6 protein-coding genes and 1 pseudogene are annotated in these 4,998 nt (G+C 72.3%); all 7 read left to right on the top strand.

All coding sequences use genetic code 11. The features are described 5' to 3' along the window. Positions 1-109: 109 nt before the first annotated feature. A complete protein-coding gene (locus tag NON22_RS20210; protein ID WP_257388782.1) occupies positions 110-772 on the top strand; it encodes a hypothetical protein in 663 nt (220 codons plus the stop codon). 8 nt (positions 773-780) lie between these two features. Next, positions 781-1,050: a hypothetical protein gene (locus NON22_RS20205; protein ID WP_257388781.1), complete on the top strand. Its 270-nt coding sequence runs from the start codon at positions 781-783 to the stop codon at positions 1,048-1,050. A 1-nt stretch (position 1,051) separates the two neighbouring features. Beyond that, on the top strand, positions 1,052-2,197 hold the full coding sequence (locus NON22_RS20200; protein ID WP_257388780.1) for a hypothetical protein: 1,146 nt from the start codon (positions 1,052-1,054) through the stop codon (positions 2,195-2,197). Further along, positions 2,197-2,769 (top strand): phage baseplate assembly protein V, encoded by a 573-nt coding sequence (locus tag NON22_RS20195; RefSeq protein WP_257388779.1) that lies wholly within the window; start codon positions 2,197-2,199, stop codon positions 2,767-2,769. The genes NON22_RS20200 and NON22_RS20195 overlap by 1 nt, the downstream gene beginning before the upstream one ends. Continuing rightward, positions 2,766-3,092 carry a hypothetical protein gene (locus NON22_RS20190; protein WP_257388778.1) on the top strand — a complete coding sequence of 109 codons (327 nt, stop codon included), beginning with the start codon at positions 2,766-2,768 and terminating at the stop codon, positions 3,090-3,092. Before NON22_RS20195 ends, NON22_RS20190 begins: the two co-directional genes overlap by 4 nt. Position 3,093: 1 nt before the next feature. Further along, a complete protein-coding gene (locus tag NON22_RS20185; protein WP_257388777.1) occupies positions 3,094-3,480 on the top strand; it encodes a GPW/gp25 family protein in 387 nt (128 codons plus the stop codon). 13 nt (positions 3,481-3,493) lie between these two features. Next, positions 3,494-4,998, top strand: a pseudogene (locus tag NON22_RS20180) (hypothetical protein); the annotation flags it as partial.

Here is a 4,998-nt window from a genome sequence, read left to right as displayed (position 1 = left end):
CGGCGGACCGGCTCGACGCGGGAAGCCTCGAAACCACGGCGGCGCCCGAGGCGCAGCCGCTCGCGCAGCGCATCGCGCAGCGCGTCGCCGACGCCGCGGGGAAGCCGTCGTGATCCTGCTGCGCGGCGCGCTGATCGAGTACGGCGCCGGCCTCGTCGGGCCGATCCCGAACGTGGTGATCTTCCAGTTCAATCCGGAATCGCTGTCGCGCACCCTGCAGATTCCGCCGCGCCCCAGCGGCGCGACGCAGCGCGAAACGACGCAGGCCGGCGAGAAGACGTTCGAGAAGATCGGCTTCAAGGCCCACTTCTCCGCGGCCAACCTGCTCGACGAGGACAAGGCGATCGCGAAGCTGTTCGGCATCGGCCCGCAGCTCGCCGCGCTCGAGAAGATGGTCATGCCGGCCGGCAAGGACGGGCTCGTCGGCGCCGTCATCGACGCGATCGGCGATGCGCTCGGCGCGAAGAAGGCCGAGCCGGCCCAGCCGATACCGCGCGAGACCTATCCGCGCATCCTGTTCATCTGGGGCGCCACGCGCGTGCTGCCGGTGACGATCGACTCGATGACGATCGCCGAGCTCGAGTACGACCCGCTGCTGAATCCTATCCGCGCCGAAGTCGACCTGTCGCTGTCCGTGATCGCCGTCGACGACTGTTCCGACGACGCGCTCGCCAAGGGCGCGCTGATGTACTCGTCGATCGCGAAGGAGGCTCAGGCCGTCGCGAACCTCGCGAACACGGCCGAGCAGATCGTCGACCTGATCCCGATCTAGGAGCCGCCATGTTTCTCGCCAATTCTCGCTACAGCAACGTGGCCGTCGTCGAAACGACGACGTCGACCGGCGAACGCGTGACGGCGCTGAAGCTGCGAAGGCTCACGCCGGTCGCCGGCACGCCGCACGTCGTCGAGGAAGGCGACCGGCTCGATCTCTACGCGCATGCCGCCGGCGACGCGACGCAGTTCTGGCACGTCGCCGACGCGAACACGGCGCTCGACGGCCGCACGCTCGTCGCGACGCCGGGCGGCACGCTCGACCTGCCGGAGCGCTGAGATGCCGGCACCGCGCTTCCGCATCTGGTTCGGCGACCGCGCCGCGAGCGAAGACGAGCTGCGCCGGGTCGAGGAGATCGACGTCGTGCAGGAAATGGACGCGTTCTGGGAAGCACACGTGCGGCTGGCGCTGTGCCTCGACGCGGGCGGCCGCTGGCTGCACTGGCCCGGCGACCGCGCGCAGCCGTTCTCGCGCGTGCGCATCGAGCTCGACGGCGGCGACGGCCGCTTCGCGCCGCTGATCGACGGGCCGCTCGTCGCGATCGACGCGGGCCTCGACGCGCAGCCGGGCCACAGCACCGCCTCGCTGGTCGTGCGCGACGACAGCGCCTTCATGAACGTCGACGAGGCGACGGGACCGCCCTACGAATACCGCACCGACTCCTCGATCGCCGAGGAACTGTTCGGCGGCTTCGCGCAGATCCGCTCGCTGCGCATCGACGCGACGACGGCGACGCCGAAGACCACGGCACGGCGCGGCACGGCGCTGCAGTTCCTGCGCGAGCTCGCGCAGGCGAACGACCGCCATGCCTACGTGCTGCCGGGCGCCGAACGCGGCGCGAGCGTCGGCTGCTTCCTGCGCGACCCCGAAGGCGCGAGCGACCTGCCGCCGCTCGTGCTGGTCGGCGGCAGGCGCAACCTCGCCAATGCGACGATCGCGCAGGACCCCGACGGCGCCGAGCGCACGCAGGCCGCCGTGCTGCGCGTCGACGACCAGGGCGTGACGACGCTGGAGGCGAGCGCCGAGGACCTCGGCCTCATGCGCGAGCTGCCGGCGCTGCCGGTGGACCTCACGCCGCGGCGCCTGCTGCATCCGTACGAGAACACGCGCGAAGACCCCGGCGCGGCGGCCGACGCGCAGACGCGCCGGCGCTCCTACGTCTACCGGCTGTCGAGCCGCGTGCTGCCGGGCTGCTACACGAGCGTGCTGTCGCCGTACCGCAAGGTGCGCGTCGACGCCGGCGCGACGCCGTACAGCGGCGACTATCTGATCACGCGCGTCACGCACCGCATCACGCCGTCGCAATGGACGCAGGAGCTCGAAGCGAAGACCGATTCCGCGACGGCGGTGTCGGCCGCGCCGGTCGCCGAGGCGCTCGGCGGCGGCGTGAAGCTCGCGGTGTCCGCCAACGTGGGGATCTTCTGATGGACCTCCTCGAACAGACCGTCGAACGCCTCGCCGAGCGCGCCGGGTCGAGCTATTACGGGAAGTACCGCGGCATCGTCGAGGACATCGCCGATCCGGAGAACCGCTGCCGCGTCCGCGCCAAGGTGCCGGCCGTGCTCGGCGACGCGCCCTGCGGCTGGGCGCTGCCGGCCGCGCCGTTCGCCGGCGACGGCCACGGCCTCGTGCTGCTGCCGAAGGTCGGCTCCGGCGTCTGGATCGAGTTCGAAGCCGGCCGCCTCGACAGTCCGATCTGGTCCGGCGCCTGGTGGGCGAAGGGCCAGCGGCCGAACCCGCAGGGCGATCGCGTGCGCGTGCTCGTGTCGGAGAAAGGCCATCGCATCGTCGTCGACGACGACGCCGGCGAGATCCGCATCACGCACGGCAGCGGCCCGGAGATCGTGATCTCCGGCAGCGAGATCGCGCTGACCTGCGGCGCCTGCACGCTCGTCGTCGGCCAGAGCGACATCTCGCTGAACAACGGGCTGATCAAGGTCGGGCTGGCCGGCGTCAGCCTCGTCAACGGCGCAATGGCGTTCGGAGTGCCGCCGTGATTCCGATCCTGACAACCACGAGCACCGTCATGTGCCCGCACGGCGGACAGGCCGTGCTCGCGACCAGCAACACCGAGGCCTGCGTCGACGGTGCGCCGATGCTGCTGCTGACCGACGTGCACGTCGTCGTCGGCTGCCCGTTCGCGCCGGCCGCGCCGTCGCCGTGCACGACGATCCGCTGGCTCAGCGGCGCGGCGCAGACGGCGCTGCGCGGCGTGCCGGTACTGCTGCAGACCAGCGTCGGGCTGTGCCTCAACGCCGCGCAGGCGCCGCAGGGGCCGGCCGTCGTCGTACAGACGCAGCAGCGCGCACAGGGGATATGACATGGCGCCAGCGAACGGCAGGCATCTCGCGTTTCCGTTCCGCATCGGCGGCGACGGCCGCACGGCCGCGCCGGCCGACGAGGCCGCGCACGTGCGCGACGAGCTGCTGCAGCTGCTGCTGACCGCGCCGGGCGAACGGCTGTTCCTGCCCGAATTCGGCGGCGGCGTGAAGCGGCTCGTGTTCGAGCCGGCGTCGGAAACGCTGCGCGGCGTCGTCAAGGCGCGCATCACGAACGGGCTGTCGCGCTGGCTCGGGCACCGGCTCACGGTCGAGTTCATCGACGTAGTGTTCGACGATCCTGCGGCCGTGCTCGAAGTGATCGTGCGCTACCGCCCGGCCGGCAGCGCCGACACGCGCGTCGTGAAGTTCCAGCGCAAGTCGCAGTGACGGAGGACGGACGATGAGCGCGATCGAGTTCCGGGATCTCGTCGACGACCGCGCCGACCGGCTCGCCGACCACGGCGTCGACGGCCTGCGCCTCGCGCTCGTGACCCTCGGCGCCGGCTTCGCCGACGTCGAGCTGCGCTTCTGGAACGGCCTGCACCTGGCGGCCATCCTCGCCGAGATCGGCGGCGACCCGGTGCGCGCGCGCCAGGTCTTCCGCCTTCACGGCGGCACGCGCGTCCCGGCCGGCAACGCGGCCGGACAGGTGCACGTGACCGGCGTGTCGGCGATCGACGCGACGCGGCTGCGCCTGCGCGTCGCGCCGGTCGGCGACTACTCGACCTACACGATCGAGCTGGTCTGGGACGCCGCGCAGATCGATCCGTTCTTCGCCTCGATCGGTTTCAAGTTCCGCCCCGGCTGCTTCACGAACGACTGCGCGCCCGCCCTGCCCGGCGCGCCGGCCGCGCCCGCACCCGGCATCGACTACCTGGCCAAGGACTACGACTCGTTCCGCCACACCGTGATGGTCGCGATGGCCGACCGCGTGCCGGGCTGGGCGAGCACGAGCGAGGCCGACCTCGACCAGACCCTGATCGACCTGTTCGCCGCCGCCGCGGACGAGCTGTCGGACTACCAGGACCGCGTGATGGCCGAGGCCTATCTCGCGACCACGCGCAAGCGCGTGTCGCTCGCGCGGCACGCGCGCCTCGTCGACTATCACGTGCACGAAGGCAACCAGGCCGGCACCTGGCTCGCGGTCGACGTGCTCGCCGGCGCGGCGCCGTTCACGCTCGACGATCAGGAACTGGTCGTGCGCACCGAGGCCGACGCGGCGCGCGCCGACGCGGTCTGGTTCGCGTCGCGGCAGAACGTTCTCGAACCGGCGCAGCGCCAGCGGCTCGATCCGCTGCTCAACCGGCTGCGCCTGCATACCTGGGGCGACGCGCGGCCGGCGCTCGCGGCCGGCAGCACCGGCGCCGACCTGCTGCCGTTCGACGGCCTGCCGGACCAGGCCGCCGCCGACGCGCTGCGCGACCTCGTACGCGACGGCGTCTGGCGCGAACTCGCGATCGCCGAGGCGCTGAACCCGCTGACCGGCACGCTGCCGGGCCGCAATCCGCGCAAGCGCCAGCTGCTGCGGCTGGTCGCGGGGCACGGCGACGGCGCGGCGGTCTCCCTGTTCGACCCGGTCGCCTCGACCTGGCTCGTGCGCGTGAACTGGCGCGACGACGACGCGCTGCGCTTCGACTACAGCTTCACGACGTTCTGTCCGGCGCGCGTGCACGACGTGTCGGTGTTCTACGGCAACCTGCTGCCGGTCCACGAAGGACGGCCGCAGACGGTGTTCTTCCACGAGGCCGGCAGCGTGCTGCCGACCGACACGCCGGCCGGGCGTCATCGCCATTACCAGCGCCTGGATCGCCGCGGCGACGGCGCGGACTGGACGCTCGCCGCGCTGCCCGACGACGCGCCGCTCGCGTACCGGCCGCCGCCGCCCGGCGTACCCGACGGCGAGAC

The sequence above is a fragment of the Tahibacter caeni genome (assembly GCF_024609805.1).
GTDB lineage: Bacteria > Pseudomonadota > Gammaproteobacteria > Xanthomonadales > Rhodanobacteraceae > Tahibacter > Tahibacter caeni.
This window is presented reverse-complemented; position numbering and strand designations above follow the sequence as displayed.